We start from the raw sequence: 22,130 nt of genomic DNA on the forward strand, positions 1-22,130 counted from the left end.
GAAAATCTTTATCCCTTTTTAAGGAATTGGACCTATTTTTCATCTTTAGTTAACAGATTCCTTTTTCTGTAATTTTATTTGATATGTAAAACAAGGCAACAACTATTATTATATTTACAGATGATAGCGCTGCACCTTCTAGAAGTTTCTTATCTGAAAAAAGTGAGTAGTTAACTAATGCCAGGGTTGGAAAATCTCTTCCTAGCTGCATTGAGTAAGATATTGTGAACTCTCCTAGAATAATTGCAAATATCTGTAAATATGTTCCTAAAAAAACATTTTTTAATATAGGACACTCTATTAATAAAAAGGTTTTTAAAGGTGAAAGTCTATCTATCTTAGCTAAATCTAAGATATCTTTTGGAAACTCCCTCACATATTGATACATAAATGAATATGCTATCGGAACTGTGATTAGGAAATATCCAACTATTAAAAGTATCCATAACTTTATATCATAAAGTATATTTATATATATTAAAGCTATTCCTAAAAATGCACTCGAAAATCCCATTGTAGAGAAAACAACTGCACTTGTCATTTTCGTAAAATTTTTTAGAAGTAGATATGTAAATATAATTACAAATATCGGTGTTATAGATGCTAATATGAGTGAGTTTCTAATTCCTTCGAGAACAGGATATGAGCTATTAAAACTCTGATTGAAAAGTCTAATAAAGCCATCTAAAGAAAACTTTCCAATGTAATAGTTATAAAAGCCATAAAATATCCCTATTAAAACTACTGCCGATTCTATTAGAAAATATAAAATCGAATATAAAAATACCCACGAAGAAATCTCTTTTTGACGAAACTCTCCCTCTAATTCGTATGGTGAATAAAGTTCTCCTAAGAGGTTTATTGCTATTAAAAATAAAAACTGAAATGCACCTAATATTAATGCTTTTGTGAAGTTAGCATCTCTTAAAAGTGTATTTGCTATCTCAACTTCAAAATTAGAATAACGTATTCCACCTAAAGCTAAAACGACACCAAAAGATGCAAACGTGTATATAAATACTAAAAACATTCCTCTGAAAACCTGAGGGAAGATAAGTGGTAATTTAATTTTAAAGAAAACTCCAATCTCATTTAATCCATCTATTTTACCAGCCTCTACAATATTTTTTGGAATATTTCTCATCCCTTGACTCAAGTACTTTATCATAATAGGACTATTGTAAAATACATTTGCAAGTATAATAGCCTTTAAACTGTAAAGAATATTAAAATCTTTTAAAAATGGTAGATTAAATATAAGTGTAAACGCAACTACTGTAGAGATTGTTGGAAAGAAAAATGGTATAAATATAAGCCCCTCTAAAAGTTTTGTAAGAGTATTCCTCTTATAACTCATATAGTAAGCTGGCACTAAAGCAACTATTGTTGAGAAAAATACAGAAACTCCTCCTTGAAGGAGTGAGATTTTGAAAAGTTTAAAATACTCAAAGTAATCTAAATTTTTAATCTCACTCACTTGAAAGAAATCTCTAACAAAAAAAATTAAAGGTGTCACCCATAGAACAAGATAGATATAGCTATAGGTTCTATTTTTTTTCATTATTTTTTTAATACCTCAATCAATTGTTTTTTCCAATTTTCCATATTTTGAGCAACATATTCTGGATCTAGCTTTACTATTTTATCTGTCGTCGGAACAAGTTTATAATCCTCTGGTAATTTATAATCTATAACTGGGAACATATAGTTCTTTTCTAAAGCTAATTTCTGGAATTCAGGTTCTAGTATGAAATCTAAGAATTTTTGTGAAGATTCCTTCACATTTTTCTTATTTACTAAAGCTGCTCCCTCTAAATAGACATATCCTCCCTCTTCCGGAATATAACTCTTATATTTTTCTCCATTCCCATCTTGATAGAAATAAAGTGAACTTGAAGCATAACCACTCATGATAGCTCCCTCTCCAACTGAGAACTTAGCAAAAGAATCTGACCACCCAGATGAAACTGTTAAAATAGCTGGTTTTAAATCCTCCCAGAATTTTAACCAATTTTCTCCATAAACAGCTATTGTCCATAACATAAATCCTTCTCCAGTAAAGCTTCTAGGATCTTGAACTAAAAGCTCTTTAGAATATGTTTTTAACTCTTCAAATGTTCTCAAATCTCTATTCAATTTCTCGTAGTTATAGTTTAAAGCTAACATTCCATAATCTATCGGAGTAACTGACCACTCACTATCAATTATAAAATCTTTATTAACTATATTTGAAGCTGTTGTAGGCTTATAATTTTTTATAAGTAACTCTTTCTTAGCTTCTAAATAGTTTATATCTGTTAGACCAACAACTATATCTGCCTTAGGATTTCTTTTCTCTAACTTCATTCTTGGAATTAAACCATCTATAGGAATAAATTTGATATCTACTCCTGTTTTCTCTTTAAAAATTGTACCCGCTGAACTTTCTATCCACTTCATCGATTCCGGTCCATATACCACTATCTCTTCTCCAAACGATACTAAACTCATAAAAAATAATCCTGTTAATACTGACTTTTTCACTTCGTCCCCCTTCTCATTTTTTCTAATTTATAGTTTTATCTCTAAAAACTCACCTGTTACAATGTAGTTTTCAAAAACATCTAAACTATTTAGATGAGCTTTTACTATTGTTATATACTCATCTAATTGTGCTTGGTTGATTCCTCCAGTTTTATAATCCACTACAAGAATTTTTCCATCACTGCTCTTAGTTGGCTTTTTTATCATAATTCTATCTATTCTTTTTAGCTCTCCATCATGATATATCTCATACTCTGGATAGATATAATCCCACTCTTCTGAAAATATAATCGGATTATCTTCAAAGAATTTCTGAAACTCAAAACCATCTAAAATTTGAGTTAATCTTTCCTCACCAATTATAGAAGCATGTTTTGAATATGTTCTCTCTCTCGCTTCTACATGTTCATCTTCACTGTTATTTATAATAAATTCTAAATAATAGTGAATTGCATTTCCAACTCTTCTTTTTTCCTCTGTAACTACATCTAGTAATAGCATTCTATTTGGCTGTTCACACTCTGCAATCTCTTTTTCAACGAAATCTATAGACTCTAAAAGATCTACATTTTTTAATCTATGACTTTCTTCACTTTTTTCATTTCTACTAATTTTACCACACTTTAAGTGTAATAGTCCATCTATTGAACTCTTTAAATATCTATTTTCACTATTTCCCAATACTAAAAATAGATTTTTTTTAGCTCTTGTAAGAGCAACATAGATATTATTTATCTCCTCTTGCTCCTCTTTTATCTCTAACTCTTTTAAAAAATCATAATTTCCATCTAGATACTTTAAAACCTTTTCATACTTTTTATCTACAAAGATATAATTTTCTATCTCATTAAATGGTGATTTAAAATCTATATGAAATTGAATTCCACTATTTAATCCTTTTCTCTGTACCTGATGGAAATAGTAAACAGTTTCAAATTCAAGTCCCTTAGATTTATGTATACTTAAAAGAGTTATTGCAGACTCCTCCTCTAAAGAAACCTGTTTAAATTTAGGATTTTTCTTTTCACTACTCAACGAATTATAAAAATCATAAAGATTTTCATGTTCTTTAGACATCTCTAAAAATTGAAATATATTTTTTAAATCTGATTTTCCAGAATAATGCTCTGATAGATTAAAGTTTTCGATTACATCTAAAACAAAATTTCTATTATCTAATCCCTTTTCCAAAATATCATCAATTTTTTTTATAACCTCTTTCAAATCTTTCTGAAGACTCTCATCTTCATTCAAACAATTCTTAAGTAAAGATTTTATCTCAATATTTCCTATTTTAACTATATCACTTCTTAAAAATTCTAAAAGTGAAAACATATCTCTGTTCACACTATATTTAAGTAGTTTATATATTGGATTTACAGCTCTATGATATATTATTGAATCATTTGAATCTATTATAAATGGTATTTTTCTATCACTTAAAGCATTGGCAATCTCATTCAACTGCTTATTACTTCTAGCTATGATTCCTATTCCACCATAGTCTCCTCTAAAGTTATCCTCAATAGAATCTACCATAGTTTCAATCATATTTTCCTCTTCTAGATCTTCATCTATAGATTCCTCTAAATCATCATCGCCATCCTCTGCAAAAAGCTCTTGCTTTCTTAAAACTTCAAAATATCCAAGCTCTTCACTTTTTCCATCGACAGGTGAGAAACTCCATTTATAGGTATGTGATTCTAGTTCTGCAACCTCATCATAAGTTTCTGAAACTCCATTAAATATATTATTTGTAAAATCCACAATATGCCTACAACTACGATAAGACGTACTCATAGTCTCCTCTGAAACTCCGATTATATCAGGCAGATTTTCAAAAAGGGCTTTCTCTCCCCCTCTCCAACCATATATACTTTGTTTTTCGTCTCCAACACATATCAGATTTTCACAACTATTTATAAGACCTTTTAGAATTCTCCATTGAAGAACACTTGTATCCTGAAACTCATCAATGAAAACAGTTTTAAATTGACTATCAAATATATCTTTAAAATACTCTGTTATATATCCATCTTTTATAAGGTTTATCTCTGGCCTATCTATATATTGGAACATATAGCTACTTATATCTAGATGTGTAAATCTTTTATCTGAAAACTTTATCTCATCATATATAGAGTATAAATTTTGAATAAAGTATAATATCTCCTTTTCGAAAGTTAAAATCTCTCTATTGAAAACCTCTTTTGATATCTCCTCTTTCAATTCAGAAAAAGCCTTCGACAAAATCTCTATTTCACAATCTAAATCGATAGATTTTGTTGTTCTAACTCTTCTTCCATCCCAACACTTTTCACTCTTTAATATCTCATTCCAATTCTCAATAATATAATCTAAATGCTGAGCAGTTTCCTTTTCAACAATCCATTTTATAACCTTTGACATATAATCAGTTAAAGGTTTTCCATCTTTTTTCTTTTCTTTTACAGCAGTAAAAGTTGTGATTAAATGATTCACTAATTTATCAATTGATATTGTTGACTCATATCCATCTTTAGATTTTAAATTTTGAGATTGCTCTATCAAAATCAACTTCCATCTGTTATCTATCAATTTTCTAAGTATATCTAGATATTTTTCTATATCCCGCTCTGTTCTATTTTGTAAAAATATTTTAAATCTATCAAATTCAGATTTATCCTCTACAATTTTTTCAAAACATTTCAATAAAATCTCTGTATTCTCAGTATCATCTATAATTTCATAAGAGAATATATTTAAATAAGGTGCTGTTACACTTTTAAATATATTATTTATAAATCCATCTATTGTGGAAATTTTTAATCTATCCTTATTGTCTAAAACCTCATAATAAACTCTTCTTACATTTTCAAAAGACAAATCCAAATCAGGATATAGATTTTTTAAATTTTCATATAAACTCGATTCTTTATCTCTATACATCTCCTCTAAAAATAGAATAACTCTCTCTTGAATCTCTGAAGTCGCTTTTTTAGTAAACGTCATTACAAGGACATCCTTATAGTTTTCACCTTTTAAAAGAGTAGCTAAATACTCTAAAGATAGTCTATATGTTTTTCCTGTTCCAGCACTCGCTTTTAAAACTATCCCCTTCATTAGAACTCCCTCCTACATATATCTCCATATTCACAATATAGACACCCACTTTTCTTTTCACTTAAAGAGTATATCTCCTCTTTAAAAAACTCTATCAATCTCTCTTTTAAAAGTTCTCTTGTCAGCTTTACCTTATCCTGATTTTCAAGTTTTCCTTCAAAAGCGTTATAAATTGACTTTTGAGATTTCGTTTCATCTCCATATAACATAATAGAGTAAAAATCCAATTGATTATCTATTTTACTTCCTGTTTTAAAATCTATTATATGATTATTTGTTGTCGTTTCAATTACCAAATCGACCCTTCCACTTAATGTAACTTCGACATCTCCTTTTAAAAACGGTTCTTTTCTACTATTTTTTTCACTCTCTATACGTTTTACCTTTTTCTCTATGTATAGATTTTCAATCTCTTTATAAAACTTCAAAATATTTCTAGCAAAACGTGGTATTAAAATACCCGTAAAATAGTTATCTAAATAGATTGGAACTCTTTTTCTATTGTTACGGAAACTGCTATAAAGTAACTCCTCTACCTCTTCGTACGTTACACTATAGTCAGATAGATTCAGTATTTTTTTCCACATTTTATCCGTCAATTTTTCAAAAACTTCATGGACATATGTTCCCAAGAATTTAAGAGAGAGTCCTAACGTATCCTCTTTTTCAAAGTTTTGAAGCGAACAAACTTTATTTAGATAAAACCTATACTCACACCTCATCAAAGTATCATAGTCATATGGCCCTATACTCAACTCTCCATCTTTAAAATCCTCTTTACTTTTTAAAAGATTAGTTTCTAAGAATTCTGGAACAGCATTTGATTTCAATGCTTTTAATCTCTCTAAGATGTCTTCACTAAAAACAGTTTTTTCTAGTCTATTTACTCTATATTTATTTAAAACTTCTGAAAGAATTGGTGAAACAGCTTCTCCGCTATTCTCATTTTTCATATAGATTATAATATTATATCTATTTTTCAAAAGGCTTTGGTAAAATCTATATTTCTCCTCTTTTCTCTCTTTTTCATAATAGGTAAATCCATTATCTTTTTTTTGCTTCTCTGTTAAATAAAGTGAGTCTCTCTTTATTTTTGGAAGATATCTTGTACTTAAATTTATAAATATCGATTCTCTTGAATTAGTAATAACTTTGCAATTTCCCATAGGTTTTATCAGATATTTACCTTCACTGTTATCATTTCTAATAATTTCGACATCATTGAAGTATTGTAGTAAAAACTTCAAAATATCTCCGCCATTTTTAAAACATCCTTTTATCTCTTTAGATTCTAACATTATCTCTGTTGTTTTAGCGTACCCCATATATTCTTGAAGTTTATCGTAGAAATCTTTATATATTTTCTCTTGGAATATCTCTAAAGAAAGTAATTCATTAAAATAATCTATAAATCTATCGATTGTTTCAAACTCTGAAACTTTAATTATATCTTTATATATCTCAGTTATCTTTTCGTTCTCTTCCTCTCCGATATATTTATAATCCCAATCCATTTGTGAGTATATAAACTCCATATCCTCTTTTTGTATCCCATAGTAATCTTGCATTTCTAAATTTCTTACTCCCTCTAAGAATTTTTTTATCGGAATAAGATTATCCATTCTAGGTTCTAAATTAGAGATCAAATCACTTTGAGCAGTCAAAAATTTAAAAAACTTCGTATCATTTATTGTATAAAAACTTCCTCTCATAAAATTATTAGGAAATATTTTAGAATACTCATTTGTATCAGCTTCAGGTGAAAAAATATTTGTTGTATGATTTTTCATTTTCATGATGTCTAAAAGATTTCCAATTAGTTCAAGCTCATCTTGGACCTCTAAAACTGTTATCTCATTTTTCTGAATTTTTGGCAGATATATATCTTTCAGCTCTAAGTTTTCCTCATCAAAAACTCCTGGCTCACCTTGAACTCTAATAACTACATCTATAAACTCCTCCAACTTTGAAATAACAACTTTATCTAAAGGAGTGAAACTAACAATATCTACAAACATAATTTTTTTATATTTTTTAAAAGAGGATAGATTCAAATATTTTAAACTCTCAACCCAATCTTTTGGAATATAATTTTTCTCTTCTAAATATATATCATATTTAGATTTAAATTTATGAAATATTTCAAAGTATTGTTTCTGCCATTCTTCCAACACTATAGATTCATCACACAAACTTCTATTCAATTCTGTATAATAATTAAAAAATTTATTTGAAAACTCTATTGATTCAAAATAATTCGTTATATTTATTTCTGCAAACTCTTTTTTCAAATAGTTATATAAACTTACAAATCTTTTTGCTTCACTCAAAACTATTTTATCTGTTCTAAAAGCCATATCTTTAAACTCTTCAATTGTTAGATACACTGGATCTGGCTCAAATATATTTCTTTTACTCTCTTTTCTCTGACTATTTTTTAAAGGATAATCAGAAAATACATACAGGACAGAGGGATCTTTTTTCAATCCCTGAATTAAAGACCCCCCATAGCTTACATATTCAAACTTCATTTTTCCTCCTATTTTTTCATAGGTGTTGCACACTCTATAGCTACTCCCTTTAATATTTCAATTCCATGAACTAAAGCGTCTATAACAAAATTTAGATTTTCAGTTGCTCCTTTTGGACTTCCTGGAAGATTTAAAATTAAACTTCCTTTTCTTATCCCACATCTTGCTCTACTCAACATAGCTTTAGGTGTTATCTCAAATGATTTTGCTCTCATGTACTCTGCTACTCCAGGAGCTTCTCTCTCTATAACTGCGAGAGTTGCTTCAGGTGTCACATCTCTCTTTGAAAAACCAGTTCCTCCATTTGTTACAATCAAATCTGCAACATCCTCATCTGCTAGTTTTTTTAACTCCTCACAAATCTCCTCATATGTATCTGGTAACATATTATAGTAAACATTTTCATAATTTTTATGACTTTCGAAAATCTCTTTTAATTTCTCTCCAGTTACATCTATTCTCTCTCCTCTTGAACCCTTATCACTCAATGTTATTATAGCTACTCTTATCATCTCTATCTCCTTTTTATAGTATCGGTGCTATCAGTTTCGATATAGATTCTAGCACTCTATCTTTTTTTCCTCTTTCTCTATACTCTTTCAAAGTTACTTTTTTTGATTCTAATATATCAGATTTGATTCTATTTTCTAGCTCTGTTATACTACTTCCTAAAATTAGTAAGCTTATCTCAAAATTTTGATACATACTTCTATAATCAAAGTTTGCTGTTCCTACAAGTGCGATCTCTCCATCTACCACAATAAGTTTACTGTGAATAAATCCATCCTTATACTTATAAACCTCTGCTCCTAGTTCAATCAACTCACCATAAAAATATTGGTTTGCCCAGTAGACAAAAGCGTGATCTCCAACACTCGGAATAACAATCTTAACTTTTATTCCTGAAACAAGCGCTCCTTTCAGAGCTTCTAAAATTGGTTCATCCGGAATAAAATATGGCGTTTGTATATGTATACTTTTTTCAGCTTTTATTATCAAAGTTAAAATTGTATCCTTTATTGTATGAAACTCATAATTCGGCCCTGAGCTTACAACTTGAATAGGTGTCAGCTGGTACTCTCTTTTTTGTAAAGTTGGATTTTCAAAAATATCTGTTGTGTCTTTTTTCAAAAATTTCCAACTTCTTTCAAACTCATGAAGATAATCTATAATAGCCTCACCTTTAATTGAAAAACCTATATCTTGCCACTTTCCAAGTCGCCCTTTTCCAATATAATCCTTTCCTATATTCAAGCCACCAGAAAAACAAAGTTCATTATCTACAAGAGTTATTTTTCTATGGTCTCTATAGTTTGCTCTCAAATTCCCAATCTTTATAAATGGGAAATACGATGGAAAAAATATCTCTATCATAATGCCTGCTTTTCTCAGAGTTTCAATTCTTTTTTTAGAAACACCCCTCGTTCCAGCTCCATCTACAATTATTTTTATTTCAACACCATCTTTTGCACGCTCTAAAAGTAAATCATATATAGGTCCACCAACCTCATCATCATCAAATATATAATACTCCATATAGATGTATCTTTTTGCATTTTTAATAGCCAAAGTTAAACTATTAAAAAAATATTCGTTTTTACGATAGAAAATAAAACTGTTGTTGTGAGTCATTTTACCTAAAAGAACCCCATCTAAATATCTGCTTAATCCAAGCCATTTTTTTATGCTTACCATTGATTTCTTATTTAAACTTTTTGAATATTCATGGCTACTTTTTAAATAATATTTTGCCAAAGCTCTTCTCTTTTTAAAACTAACGCCAAAAAAAAGATAAACTATAAATCCAAAATATGATGTCAATAGTAGTATGGTTATCCAAAAAAGAGTAAACACAGGTCTCTTTCTTTCAAAAAATATAATGATTATTGCGAATATAATATTTACAAAAACTAAGTAGTCTTTTAATGCTATCAATATCTCTTTCACATAACTCACCTCTAATTTTTTTAGAAAAAAGAGAAGAGTCTAAACTCTTCTCTTTATTTGAATTTTAAATCCAACTCTCTAAAGTTATCCTCTAAACCTTTTCCGTTAGAGAACTCCTTTTTTATTTTCTTTATAAACGTTCCCATTTCATCGGCACTTCCAACAAGTCTGTTAAAAATTCCAAGATATTCAGTTATAATAGGATTATCTACATCATATGGATATCTCATCAAATGATCTATCTCACTCCAAGCTTCTTCAAACACCGTTCTAACTTGTATCTCTACAAGTACCTCATCTTGTTTTGTAACTGGAACTCCAATCAAATAATGAATAGATCTATAACCATGATCTCTCACTATAATCTCACAATCTAAGTCTTGAATAGTATTTTTTAAATCTTGAATATTATAGTCCCCTCTTCTTATATTAATCTGAGGAGTCTCTTTTGTATCCCAAAGTTTCGTAATCTCTCCATGAATTCCACGCCAGTCATCTTTAAATAGATGTAGCACACGTATTCCTATAAGGTCAGTGATAATCTCTTTATAGTTTTCAGCATTTATTCCACGGTCTGCGTATTTACGACCCTTTCTTATAATCTTTTCTACAAGGTGTGTCGCTTTTTTAACTCTTCTTCTCACTGAGTGAACTCCCACGCTATCAATTAGCTTAGAAACTATATGCTCAGCTTCTTTTTCTAAATAAGGAACCAGTTTTAAATAGTCAGCATAAATCTTCATAAGTTCATCCCAATCTAAACCTGTAGATTCAAAATACTCTTCAGTTATTGAGAATATTTTGAAAAATTCTTCCCTGTTTATATTACTGTTTAACATCAAAATAAACACCTCTTTACTATTTTCTAGGTATCTTTTCTAGTGAAATTTCACAAGTTTTTCTGTAAGCAACTACTTCTGTTTGTTTTAGCTCTCTCGCCTCTATTGGAGAAGTAGTAACTATTCTTTCTCTAATATTAAAGTCATTTCCTCTAATAATATGAACTCTTTCAACAGATATCTTGTCTCCTTCGATAAATTCAACTCTATCCAAGTCACATCTGAAGTTTATCCAGCTTTGTAGTACTGGTGTTTTATCTATTACATTTAAAAGGGCTAGTGAGTATAATGAATTCTCCTCTTGAAGTAATCTCTCTTTTTTAGCCTCTCCTAACTCTAAAATCTCTTTTTCTAATAGATCTAGTTTCATAACTTCAATTCTATTTTCAAAAGAAACTTTTCCTGTTAATAGTTCACCCTTTAATTCGATAAGATGTCCAACAAAAATCTCTTTTAAAAGCTTCACATTGAACAGGAATCTTTTTACATTATTATTTTTAAATATTTTATAGTAGTAATTATTTACAACCGTATTAAAAGAGCCATCCTCTTTTAAGTCTATCTCTAAACCTAACTTAAACTCTCTGTTCTTTAGTTCTAAATATTTCCTCTTATTTATTTCAACGATTCTACTGCTACATTCTTTTAAATGTAATTCGTCAATTTTTAAATCGGTAATCCCAAAAGTTTTTATTAGATTTTGATTTTTCATATCCTTTATAGTTGAAAATTCAATTGGTAACCTATCCAATTTTAAAGAGCTATACCTTATCTCTAAAGCACTCTCCATCAATTTAAAATCTTCATTTTTAACCTCTAATACCTCTGGCTCTCTTTTTGTAACATCTGATACAGATACTATAGGCAACTCAACTACTTCAGAATGTTCCTCTTCTAAAACTTCCTCTATAGTTTCTAAAACTGTTTCTGTTTCTACCTCTACTATCTCATCACATGTTTCTGCTTCAGAATCTTCTGAAATTACCGAAAGAGCTTTTTTCCAATATATGCCTCTTGTAATTCAGATTCCTCTAACTCCTCTGAGCAAAGATAACATTTCAGTTCTTTAAAGAACTCCTCTTCACTATGAGGTAACAGTTTAATTCCTAACTCATTCAATCTTTCGATTGTTTTTGTTTTTAAAACATTTGAGTTGCTCACTGCATAAATAATATCTCTTTTCTCTATCGTAGATAATATTGATTCTAACATATCAATAAAATCTATATTATTTAAATCTAATCCTAAAATTAGCGTCGGATATGTTTTTATATCCTCTCTTATGTTGTTAAAGAAATTTTTATAGAAATCTAAAACATTTAGTTTTCTATAATCTTGAATAGAAACAAACAATTTTTCATGTCTATTTACATCTCCTAATACTTTGTAATGCTTGATCTCTCCGTTTAATGCTGTACATATATTTTCATCTGTTGGTAATATTTTTACTACCTTACTTGAATTTATATCATCTAAAACTATATCGTAATCTGTAGAAAAAACAGCATTTATTTTATCACTCTCAGAAAAAACATTTAGTAATTCTGAAGTCTCTCTATTTGTTTCATACAAATTTTTGATTTTTCTCAATAATGAACTTCTACTGCTAACAACGCCATCTAAGTAAACTTGACTAACTTGGAATAAAGAGTTTTCATCTCTAATATAGCCTTTTATATTTTCTTTCATATCTTTCATTAACAGTTTTGCTAACTCTCTTCTTGTGGGATAACCAGCTTGTCTAACCAAGAAATCTCCTAAGAAAAGATTTATTTTATCTGTATCATTAAATTTATTGAAAAAACTCATAGTAACACCTCTCTTTCTTAAAAAAAATAACACTTTGGCAATATAAGTATATCTTAATTTTAGCTATTTAACAAGCATATTCTTTCAAAAAATATAAAAAAAACCTGTAAAAAGACTAAATCTACTTTACAGGTTCAAATTTTATTGCCGTTTTTATTTAATTATGAAAGAACTCGCTATAACTTTTCCATCCTCAGTATATAAAACTGCTCCTTGTCCTGGAGTTACTGCTCTTATATTATCTTCAGTGAAGATCACTTCGATAACATCATTATCAATAACTTTTACTGTACAAGGATGAAGTCTATCTCTTGAACGAGCTTTTACAAAACAGTTCATTCCGTCTAACTCTTTAACTTCATTTACTAAAAATAGATTTAAACTATTAGCTATAAGGCTATCTCTCATTAAATCATCATTATCTCCAACTATTACAGTATTATTCTTTTTATCTAAAGCTACTACATAAAGTGGGTTTGCTGATGCGATTCCTAATCCTTTTCTTTGTCCGATTGTATAGAAAGCTAAACCGTTATGTTTTCCTAAAGTTTTTCCATTTAAGTCAACTATTTTACCAGGTCTTCCTATTTTACCATCAGTTTTATCCATTAAGAACTCTTTTAATTTTCCATCCTCAACGAAACAGATCTCTTGCGAATCTCTTTTAGCGTAAACTCTTACACCAAGATCTTTTGCTAATTCTCTAACTGCTGGTTTTTCCATCTTTCCGATAGGGAATATTATATAATCTAGATTCTCTTTTTTAATTTGAGAAAGGAAATATACTTGATCCTTATTCATATCGTCACCGATTGCTAAAGTTCCATCAATTATGTTTGCATAGTGACCAGTTGCTAAAGCCTCTGCTCCCTTTTCTCTTGCAAACTCTATAAGCTTTCCAAATTTAATTTTTCTGTTACAAACCATACAAGGGTTAGGTGTTCTTCCTGAGCTATACTCATCTACGAAGTAATCAATAACCTCTTTTCCAAACTCTTTTGTAACATCTAAAAGATAATGTTCGATTCCTAAATCATCACATATTCTTTTTGCATCTTTATCCTCTTCACCACAAGTTTTCATTGTTACACCAAAAATTGTATAACCTTGTTTTTTTAGAAGATAAGCAACTGTTGACGAATCAACACCACCACTCATAGCCACTGCTATGACTTTTTTTTCATTCTCTTTTTTAAACTCTAAGTTCATAAATTACCATCCTTAAGAAATATTATTTCCTATTATTATTTGTAGAAGGCAAATATAATAGTTGCAATTCCAAATATTAGAATTATAAGACCTGAGAATTTACTGATTTTGATTAAAATGTCACGTGTCACTCTCTTTTTAAAATGATGAATTAAAAACATCGTAACAAACCACATTGATGCTCCACCAATTCCAATTCCAGTTCCTAACTCTAATACTGTCATCTCTTTTATATCGCAGTCTATCACACCCAATAAAGTATAAATTCCTGCAATAACTAATAGAGACGATATATTAAATATTGAAAGTAAAAACATCTCGAAATAATCCTGCACCAAAGTGTAGTTATCATCCTCTGACTCTTTTATCTCTGGTTGAGTTAAAAGTTTTCTACTTCCAACAAATATCAAAAATACACTTATCAACACTTGTAGCGGAGCTTCATATTTTAATATATAATCATCTACTCTACTTATAAAAAGAAAAGATATTATTCCATAGATTACATCTACTGATACCATTCCTAGTGCCGATACATACCCTTTTTTCTCTCCCTCTGTCATAGCTTTTTCCATACAATAGATTCCAACAGGACCAAACGGAAGAGATAATATTATACCTGTTATTATACCTTTAAAAAAAATCATATTCAATCTCCTCAAAAGTGTATTTCCATAATTGTTTTGTTTCCTAAATTTTAACACAAAAATATTAAAAAACAAAGTAAATTCCTCATTTTCAGAGAGTTTACAGGCTTAGCTCCCTCAATTTAGATTTAACCATATCAAAAAATAGCTTTCTATCCTCGTCATTATCTCTTATATCCATATTATCTATATTTATTTTTAAAACAACTGAGTCGTTATATTCATTAAAGAAGTTCGAATACTCCTCGTTCAGAGAGTTCCAATACTCTTTCTCGACACCCATCTCGAAATCTCTACCTCTCTCTTTTATCTTTCTTATAGCATTATCTACACTTGTTTCTAAATAAACTATCAACACAGGATTCTCTCTTGCTGATATTAATTTTTTCCAAAAAGATTCATATAAATTGAATTCATCTTCACTCATGAAACCATTTTTCAGATGCATCTTTGCAAATAAAAAATCACCAAAGATACTTCTATCCATTATACATCCATTGAATTTAGAAGCTTCTTCTATTATATCTATTCTTTTGTTTAAAAAATACATCTGACTTAGCAATGAGTATCTCTCTTTATTTGAATAGAATTTATCTAAAAAAGGGTTATCTATATACGGTTCTTGAAAAAACTCAATAGATAATTCTTTAGCTAATAGTTCTCCTAAGGTTGTCTTTCCAGCTCCAACAACTCCCTCTATACAGATAACATTTTTCATAATCTTATCCTAACACTCCTTTTTGAAGGAATCTTTTTAAGTTACTTGTTACCATTCCGATTGCAACTTTGTTCTCTCCACCTCTTGGGATGATCACATCTGCGTATCTCTTACTCGGCTCACAGAACTCTAAGTACATTGGCTTTACAGTTTTTAAGTATTGATTTTTTACAGATTCGAAACTTCTTCCTCTCTCTGTCATATCTCTTTCAATTCTTCTTAAAATCATTTCATCTGCGTCTGTATCTACGAATATTTTTACATCGAACAGCTCTCTGATTTCTGGTACTGCAAATATAAGTATTCCCTCAACGATTATTATTTTAGAAGGCTCTAATCTTACACATCCCTCTTTTCTAGAGTGAGTTGTGAAATCGTATATAGGTCTGTCGATAGCCTCTCCGTTTACTAATTTAGTTAAATGCTCTTTTAAAAGATCAAACTCGATAGAATCCGGGTGGTCAAAGTTAACTGCTGCTTTTTCTTCTAATGATAAGTTTGTTAGCTCTCTATAATAAGCATCTTGCTCAACTAGTACTGCGTCTTCTGATTTGAAAGCTTTTGCTAAATTATGTGCTATAGTTGTTTTTCCGCTTCCACTTCCTCCAGCTACTCCGATCAATATGCAATTTTTCATGTTTTGTTTTCCTCCTTAAGTGTTACTGCGTATAATTTTTTATAATCTTATATATTATAGCACACTTTTCAAAAAAAAATAAAATATAATATAAATATAGACTATATATTTTTTTTGATGTATACTTTACGATATAGTTGTTTTTAAAGGAGAAGATTTTTTATGAGTATGACAGAAAAAGACATTGACCTTCAAATGAGAAAGGCATTGGAAAAGGTTCCCTTTGAAATAAAAAAAATTAAATTTATATTATCTTTAGTAAAGATAGTAAAAAGAATTAAAAAAATTTTTAAATTTTAGGAGGAAGATATGACAGAAGAGTTAATGAAAAAAATAGATAGAATCAACGAGGAGTTTGAAAAGAGAGAGTTCTTCATAAAAGAGGATATCATCGAACTTTTTGAACAAAGAGAGGATTTAGCTGAAAAGTTAGATGCTATAAAATTCAAAAAAATTGAATTCTTCACTGTTGCTGAGGAAAACTGTGTTGGATTTACTTTAGAAGATGTTCAAGTGAACTTCTTTATCGAGTTTGGAGAGGATGAAGAGGGTGAGTGGTACGAAGCTACTGCTGAAATAATCTCTTTCTAATTTAATATAGTAGGAAGTAAAAGAAAAACCAAGGGTTATTAATCCTTGGTTTTTTGTATTCTATCCATAGCTTCTAAAAACTGATCCATAGTTATTCCATATCTATTTAATTTAGATAACATCTGCTTTGCATTTGAATATCCTATTCTTAACTCTGCTCCTAGTTGTGCTCTTAAATCTTTTGATTCAGGTGCTCCAGAAAGTTTGTGATCAATCAGTTCGTTCATAGTGAAAACTGCTTCTGCATCTTGAGCTACTTCGCACTTTGCATTTTCTAGGGCTTTTATAATAGCTTCTGGAGTTGCATTTTCAACACCGATATCTCCATCTTTAGAGCCTTCTTTTCTGCTTATATATGCTTGTTTTGCTGCGGGGAAAAACTTTAAAATATATTTTCTCAGTTCTTCACCTACAAAATCTGGATCAGTTAAAACTATAATACCTTTATTTTCATAAGCTACTCTTAGCTTTTCAATATTTCCTTTTTTTCTTATAGCAAACCCATTTGTTTGTATAATTTCAGCATCTACTGCTGCTTTTACTGCTGAGATATCGTCTCTACCTTCAACAACAATAACCTCTTTTATCTTTTTTTTCATAACTTTTATATATCCTTTCAAAATATATTTAACTTTACAATTGTAACATTTTTTTACAGCTAATACTATTTTTTATTTTTTATTGGTTATAGGACTTAACGCTTGTGATTAAAATATTTAATTATAAGTTGACATTTTTAGCAATTACATGCTAGAATGTTTCAAAAGTAAATACAAATATTCGTATAAGTTGCAAATATGGTGCAGCGTCTCTACAACTAACCGTAAATTAGTTTCTATGGAAAAAAGTTTAAGGGATTAGTCTATTTTCTATTTTTTTATAGTATGAGATTGTCCCTTTTTATTATATTTTGGAGGTTTTTATGAAGAAAAATAGCATCATTATTCTTGACTTTGGTTCTCAATACAACCAATTAATAGCAAGAAGAGTAAGAGAAATGGGAGTTTACGCAGAAGTAGTTCCTTATTTTGAACCATTAGAGGATATTTTAGCTAGAGAACCAAAAGGTATCATCCTTTCTGGTGGACCTGCTTCAGTTTATTTAGATGGATCACCAACGATCGACAAAGCATTATATGAGCAAGGAATCCCTGTATTAGGAATCTGCTACGGAATGCAATTAACATCTCAATTACTTGGTGGACAAGTTGAAAGAGCTGACAAGCAAGAGTTCGGAAAAGCTGAGCTTATTATCGATGACTTAGAGAGTCCTCTATTTAAAGATGTTCCTAACTTAAACCAAGTTTGGATGAGTCATGGAGACCACGTTACTGTATTACCAAAAGGATTTAAGCAAATCGCTCATACAGATTCTTGTATAGCTGCATCTGCTAACGTAGAAAAAAATATCTACTGTATCCAATACCATGCTGAGGTTACTCACTCTGAGTATGGAACAAAGATGTTAGAGAACTTCGTATTTGGAGTTGCTAACTGTGAAAAAAACTGGTCAATGGGTAACTACATTGAAGAAACTGTAAAATCAATAAAAGAGACTGTTGGAGACAAGAAAGTTCTTCTAGGACTTTCAGGAGGGGTTGACTCTTCTGTTGCCGCAGCATTAATACATAAAGCTATTGGAGATCAACTTATCTGTATCTTCGTTGATACTGGACTTCTTAGAAAGAACGAAGGTAAAAACGTTATGGAGATATACGGAAAGAACTTCAACATGAACATCAAATGTGTAGAAGCTGAAGAGAGATTCTTAAGCAAACTTGCTGGTGTTGCTGATCCAGAAGCTAAGAGAAAAATAATTGGAAAAGAGTTCGTTGAAGTATTCAACGATGAGGCATCTAAATTAGTTGACGTAGACTTCCTTGCTCAAGGAACAATCTACCCAGATGTTATCGAGTCTCAATCTGTAAAAGGTCCATCTGCTACAATTAAATCTCACCACAACGTTGGAGGGCTTCCTGAAGATATGAAGTTCCAACTATTAGAACCTTTAAGAGAGTTATTCAAAGATGAGGTTAGAGCTGTTGGAAGAGAGTTAGGAATTCCTGACCACATGATCGACAGACATCCATTCCCAGGTCCAGGACTTGGAATCAGAATCCTTGGAGAGGTTGATAAAGAGAAAGCTGATATCTTAAGAGAAGCTGACGATATCTTCATCCAAGAGTTAAGAGCTGCTGACTTATACAGACAAGTAAGCCAAGCTTTCGTAGTACTTCTACCTGTTAAATCAGTTGGAGTTATGGGAGACGAAAGAACTTATGAGTACACTGCTGTTTTAAGATCTGCTAACACTATCGACTTTATGACTGCTACTTGGTCTAGATTACCATATGAGTTCTTAGATAAAGTATCTAATAGAATCATAAATGAGGTTAAGGGAATCAACAGAATGACTTATGATATCTCTTCTAAGCCACCTGCAACTATCGAGTGGGAATAATAATTTAAAGCACAAAACACCTTGATTACCAATGGTTTTCAAGGTGTTTTTTTTATGACTGCACCCAAAATGCACCCATTTGATTTATTTTCTATTATTTAGAAGATATTCCTTAATTACTTTTACATCATCTGAAACTAAAACAATCCTATTTTCTAAATTAATATAATTATATTTTGTTTGTTGTTTCATGTTTGAGACTTCGCTATCATATATTTTTTGATCTACTTTTTTATCTATCTGACTCATAATAAATTTATGATAAAATCCTAAAACGCTAGCTAATGATGTTACTATTGTTAATCCTAATTTTATGTATTCTATATTCCCCATTAAATTTTAAACAACTCCTTTATTGAATTTGCTTTTCTAAATACTTTTAACTCTATCATTTTAATTTTATAATTAAATGGATCTATTTTTATGTTTCCCCACCTCCAGCTTATTTTTGGTCTAAACCCAATTTTATTTTTAACTCTTCAGTTCCTTTTAATAATTGCTCATTAGACACAAGCGAACTATCTCCATTAACATCTTGTTGTCTTAATCCTTTCTCAAACGAATCTATTTGGTCTGCTATAATTACAGCCAGTTTTTTAGGTATTTTCTGTCCTAACTTTTGCCCAAATAAATTTGTTTTTGCTTTAGGTAATAAAACTCCAGCTATTGCTCCAATTAGTAAGTAAACTAATTCTATATGATTCTGGATAAATTCCATCTTACGCTCCTCTCAATTTATTATCAATTTGTAAAGCTAATTCATGATTAGCGTCTAAATATTTTTTTCTTAATTCTACTATTTCTATTTCTAGATTGAAAAACTTTAACGTTCCTTCAAATCCAGCTAATCTTAAACTTTCTAGCTCTTTTGTTTTTTCAATTACTTTATTTTCGTAATATTTTATTTGTTCTTCTAATGTAGCTACAATTTCCCACTTACTTCCATTATACTTTACATGTAGTGATGTTGGAGGTGGTTCTATATTTATTAAAACATTATTTATACTATCATAATAAACATAATTTCCTATATCAAAAGAATCTTTATTCATAGAGAAGATTGACGAATTTTCTAAAGGACAAATTAAACTTGGATTTTCTGTCTTAGAAATAATTTGATTATTTAACATCATAAAATAAAACCCTTCATCAGGACTTAAATTAGAAAATTCATGCCATATTACTCCATTATCACTTGTTGAAAATACGACTTTATGACCATCTATTTCTTGAATTTTATTTATAAAATTTAAAAATTTTTTTACTATCATTTAAATTCTCCCTTATACTGTCGCTACCGTAACCCAAGAACCATTTACTAATGCCTGAAGTGGTCTTCTATATTCATTATCTGGATAATTGTCTGCATTAGTATTTCTAACTGCTGTAGTGACGTACCCTTTATCCTCTGTAGCTGACTGGCTTGAGTTCCATACTTGCCTTGAAATTACAGTTCCTAATCTTAACCCTCCAATAGCACCAACATCAGAATAAGTTGGCTTTTTACCACTCGTATATATTTCTGTCCAAGCATTCCAAGTGCTACCATTGTGCATTCTTATCTTAGGGCCTTCATCTGTTTTATGTGGATAGAATATTTGAACACTTCTATCTTCAGAGTTGTCTAGTCCTCGAATAACTTCTAATATTCCATATGCGTACCCTGGTGGTTTGTTTAATCCTGTATTATTTTGAACCTTATAATAGCCAGGTGCTTTTACTGTATTCCAATCTTCACTAATGAGTGTATTCTTTAGAGCAGGTGCATTTATCATTTCAGGTGTTGGTCTATATCCTTCATGAAATACCTTATAACCATTATAAATTCTAAGTCCCCTATTCATGTCAGCAGACATTTCAAATAAAGGGTATGTAGGATCTACTCCTGTAAACATCTTCCATCCATTTGAATCAACAACCTCATGATATATTGTTGAATTATACCAATTTCGAAATCTTCTTAATAAATTTGTAGTAGTTCCTTCTTGGGCATTTGACATTTGATTAATACCATATATTGCATTATTTAAAACCGTTCCTAATTCTCCATTTAATCTATCACCATCTTTTGAAAGAGCACCCACATCAGCCAAAGTATAAGCTATATCAGAAGTACCATCAAATATATTTATTTTTTTCCCAATAGTTATTTTTCTTTCAGTTGTCAATCTTGCAGCACTTCTAACACTTTTAGTTGAATCTTGAGTGTTATCAACATTTTCTAGTCCTACATCAAATTTAGTAGGTTTATTCATCACTCCATAAATTGCATTCCAAGGTAACCAAGCAAAACTACCATCATTTCTAGTTCTAATATAAGTACATCCACTAGACTTTTCTGTTAAAATCTGTGTAACAAAAGAGAGGCTGGATTTTCCTCGACCTATTACTATTAAAGTTCCATACGTAAATCCAATTGGTGCATTTATGAGTTTTACAGTTGTACCATTTGTATAAACATTATAAAATCCACTCGTTTCAAAATCATTTAAATCCACTGAAGTATTTATATTGAGTGAATTTTTAGGTATCATTGTATTAGCTAATTCATATGCTTTTTTTACCGAAGCAGGACTGGCTGCTTGGTTAGTTGATGTAGAGTCAACACCATCATATATATTAACTTTTATATCATCATCACCAATAACTAAAGAGCCATCAGCATTTGAGATATTAATAGTTCTATTAGCTGATAGATTCCCACCACCTGTAAGACCTTTACCCGCAGTTATAGTTATAGATTTATCAACTTTATTATTCTGTAAGTCTAAACCTGTTCCACTATACCCCCCATGAGGTAATTTTAAATTTATCATATTAGTTAAAGTGTCTCTAATATTATTCATAAGTGTTGTATAATTTTCTACTACCCAATTCTTTAAATCTAACGCTCCTTTAGCTGTAAATAACTTTACCGTTGTATTTTCTACTGTATCGGTCTTATCTAAATTAAATCCTGTTTTTTTATTAATAATAGGTTCTTTAGATTTTATTTGAACATCTTGCTCCTTTGCATTTTCAACTAATTTTCTAATATTCCCATTTATAACTTCAATATCGGCTGTCGCATCGTAGTCTGGATACTCAACATCTATAAATTCTACTCTTTCCTTATC

Annotated in this window: 20 protein-coding genes and 1 riboswitch; of the genes, 2 read left to right on the plus strand and 18 right to left on the minus strand. The window is 29.9% G+C overall.

Features of this window, described 5'->3' with window-relative positions; all coding sequences use genetic code 11:
- Window positions 1-49 precede the first annotated feature (49 nt).
- The 13 genes from L988_RS01590 to udk form a co-directional block, all read right to left on the minus strand.
- Window positions 50-1,561 (minus strand): iron ABC transporter permease, encoded by a 1,512-nt coding sequence (locus tag L988_RS01590; protein WP_047380893.1) that lies wholly within the window; start codon window positions 1,559-1,561, stop codon window positions 50-52.
- The gene (locus tag L988_RS01595) at window positions 1,561-2,523 is read right to left on the minus strand and encodes a thiamine ABC transporter substrate-binding protein (protein WP_047380895.1); all 963 of its coding nucleotides are present in this window, start codon (window positions 2,521-2,523) and stop codon (window positions 1,561-1,563) included. The genes L988_RS01590 and L988_RS01595 overlap by 1 nt, the downstream gene beginning before the upstream one ends.
- Before the next feature lie 27 nt (window positions 2,524-2,550).
- On the minus strand, window positions 2,551-5,625 hold the full coding sequence (locus tag L988_RS01600; protein WP_047380897.1) for an exodeoxyribonuclease V subunit beta: 3,075 nt from the start codon (window positions 5,623-5,625) through the stop codon (window positions 2,551-2,553).
- Entirely contained in the window at window positions 5,625-8,156 is a 2,532-nt protein-coding gene (locus L988_RS01605) for a PD-(D/E)XK nuclease family protein (RefSeq protein ID WP_047380898.1), read from the minus strand. Before L988_RS01605 ends, L988_RS01600 begins: the two co-directional genes overlap by 1 nt.
- Before the next feature lie 8 nt (window positions 8,157-8,164).
- Complete coding sequence (locus L988_RS01610) at window positions 8,165-8,668, minus strand: molybdenum cofactor biosynthesis protein B (protein ID WP_047380900.1); 504 nt, start codon at window positions 8,666-8,668, stop codon at window positions 8,165-8,167.
- A 13-nt stretch (window positions 8,669-8,681) separates the two neighbouring features.
- Entirely contained in the window at window positions 8,682-10,103 is a 1,422-nt protein-coding gene (gene cls, locus L988_RS01615) for a cardiolipin synthase (RefSeq protein WP_047380902.1), read from the minus strand.
- Window positions 10,104-10,156: 53 nt separating this feature from the next.
- Entirely contained in the window at window positions 10,157-10,942 is a 786-nt protein-coding gene (locus L988_RS01620; RefSeq protein WP_047380904.1) for a RelA/SpoT domain-containing protein, read from the minus strand.
- 19 nt (window positions 10,943-10,961) lie between these two features.
- Window positions 10,962-11,810: a hypothetical protein gene (locus L988_RS01625; protein ID WP_047380905.1), complete on the minus strand. Its 849-nt coding sequence runs from the start codon at window positions 11,808-11,810 to the stop codon at window positions 10,962-10,964.
- Between the two features lie 113 nt (window positions 11,811-11,923).
- The gene (locus L988_RS01630) at window positions 11,924-12,751 is read right to left on the minus strand and encodes an SIR2 family protein (RefSeq protein ID WP_047380907.1); all 828 of its coding nucleotides are present in this window, start codon (window positions 12,749-12,751) and stop codon (window positions 11,924-11,926) included.
- 153 nt (window positions 12,752-12,904) lie between these two features.
- Entirely contained in the window at window positions 12,905-13,960 is a 1,056-nt protein-coding gene (gene mnmA / locus L988_RS01635) for a tRNA 2-thiouridine(34) synthase MnmA (protein WP_047380909.1), read from the minus strand.
- 35 nt (window positions 13,961-13,995) lie between these two features.
- The gene (locus L988_RS01640; RefSeq protein ID WP_052191634.1) at window positions 13,996-14,607 is read right to left on the minus strand and encodes a LysE family translocator; all 612 of its coding nucleotides are present in this window, start codon (window positions 14,605-14,607) and stop codon (window positions 13,996-13,998) included.
- A 100-nt stretch (window positions 14,608-14,707) separates the two neighbouring features.
- Entirely contained in the window at window positions 14,708-15,325 is a 618-nt protein-coding gene (locus L988_RS01645; protein ID WP_047380911.1) for a deoxynucleoside kinase, read from the minus strand.
- Between the two features lie 4 nt (window positions 15,326-15,329).
- Entirely contained in the window at window positions 15,330-15,962 is a 633-nt protein-coding gene (udk, locus tag L988_RS01650; protein WP_047380913.1) for a uridine kinase, read from the minus strand.
- 309 nt (window positions 15,963-16,271) lie between these two features.
- On the opposite strand from udk, the gene L988_RS01655 reads away from it, so the two are divergent.
- The gene (locus L988_RS01655; protein WP_047380915.1) at window positions 16,272-16,553 is read left to right on the plus strand and encodes a hypothetical protein; all 282 of its coding nucleotides are present in this window, start codon (window positions 16,272-16,274) and stop codon (window positions 16,551-16,553) included.
- Window positions 16,554-16,591: 38 nt separating this feature from the next.
- On the opposite strand, the gene rnmV is transcribed toward L988_RS01655, so the two are convergent.
- A complete protein-coding gene (rnmV, locus tag L988_RS01660; RefSeq protein WP_047380917.1) occupies window positions 16,592-17,152 on the minus strand; it encodes a ribonuclease M5 in 561 nt (186 codons plus the stop codon).
- A 161-nt stretch (window positions 17,153-17,313) separates the two neighbouring features.
- Window positions 17,314-17,411, plus strand: a riboswitch (purine riboswitch).
- A gap of 52 nt (window positions 17,412-17,463) precedes the next feature.
- Between rnmV and guaA the strand changes: the two genes are divergently transcribed.
- A complete protein-coding gene (gene guaA / locus L988_RS01665; protein WP_369798244.1) occupies window positions 17,464-19,014 on the plus strand; it encodes a glutamine-hydrolyzing GMP synthase in 1,551 nt (516 codons plus the stop codon).
- A gap of 84 nt (window positions 19,015-19,098) precedes the next feature.
- On the opposite strand, the gene L988_RS01670 is transcribed toward guaA, so the two are convergent.
- From L988_RS01670 to L988_RS01685, 4 genes are all read right to left on the minus strand, one after another.
- Window positions 19,099-19,347 carry a hypothetical protein gene (locus L988_RS01670; protein WP_047380920.1) on the minus strand — a complete coding sequence of 83 codons (249 nt, stop codon included), beginning with the start codon at window positions 19,345-19,347 and terminating at the stop codon, window positions 19,099-19,101.
- Between the two features lie 109 nt (window positions 19,348-19,456).
- Complete coding sequence (locus L988_RS01675; RefSeq protein WP_047380922.1) at window positions 19,457-19,732, minus strand: hypothetical protein; 276 nt, start codon at window positions 19,730-19,732, stop codon at window positions 19,457-19,459.
- 1 nt (window position 19,733) lies between these two features.
- Entirely contained in the window at window positions 19,734-20,285 is a 552-nt protein-coding gene (locus L988_RS01680) for a hypothetical protein (protein ID WP_047380923.1), read from the minus strand.
- 12 nt (window positions 20,286-20,297) lie between these two features.
- Window positions 20,298-21,860, minus strand: coding sequence for a pyocin knob domain-containing protein (locus L988_RS01685; RefSeq protein WP_047380925.1), 1,563 nt, complete (start codon window positions 21,858-21,860; stop codon window positions 20,298-20,300).
- Window positions 21,861-22,130: the final 270 nt, after the last annotated feature.

The sequence above is a fragment of the Cetobacterium sp. ZWU0022 genome (assembly GCF_000800875.1).
Lineage (GTDB): Bacteria > Fusobacteriota > Fusobacteriia > Fusobacteriales > Fusobacteriaceae > Cetobacterium_A.